Annotated in this window: 1 pseudogene; it reads right to left on the bottom strand. The window is 40.2% G+C overall.

Annotated features, from left to right (window positions below):
• Positions 1-101 precede the first annotated feature (101 nt).
• Positions 102-662 (bottom strand): annotated as a pseudogene (locus H5232_RS23535) (chitodextrinase); the annotation flags it as partial.

The following is a 662-nucleotide window of genomic DNA, read 5'->3' as shown; positions in this document are numbered from 1 at the left end:
ATCGGCAAAATCATTAAGAACACAAAAGTGATCATTATCGCGTAATTTTCGTGATCAAAGCTTAATGAGAATAAGCGATCAAAGTTAATGCCATTGGGTGATCAAAGCTGGTGAGAATATGCATCTCTAAAGTGTGGGTGTGAATTTTGTAAATATTGAACACAGTAGCTTATGTTGAGCATATCCAAAATAATCTGCTTACCGATCTCAGTATCTAAATTTGGTATACGGCCCTGCTCTATATCAATAACCAGTTGTAATGTTGAAGCGGCACCTAAACTAAAGGTGATGAGCTGTGGAGAATCAAACTTTTCATACACATAGCGCTCATAATCGTCGCGGATACCGTTGTCATTTTGATCAACACCGTCCAGCGTTTTATAGTCGTCAGGGTGTTCAGGTGGTAAATCTGGGGTTTGGTAAAATAAATCTTTAATTTTTTGCCAACTACTGTGGGGGGCGGGTTCGTTATTCTCATTCCAGTAGCGGGCAAGGTAGTAGTCGGCTCCGTGTTTTACAAGGTTGCCACCTTGATACACTTTGTTTGCTTGCCATTTTTCTATCACAGTATTTTGCAGCCAAATCCAACCATCCCAATGGGGTTGGTTTTCTATCGGTTCAATGCCTTTAACCCAAAAAGCGGCAATAAATAAGCTGTTGTT

Origin of the sequence: Pseudoalteromonas sp. SG41-5, assembly GCF_014164495.1 — a bacterium.
GTDB lineage: Bacteria > Pseudomonadota > Gammaproteobacteria > Enterobacterales > Alteromonadaceae > Pseudoalteromonas > Pseudoalteromonas rhizosphaerae.
The sequence above is the reverse complement of the archived record's forward strand: the minus strand, read 5'-3'. Positions and strand labels throughout refer to the sequence as shown.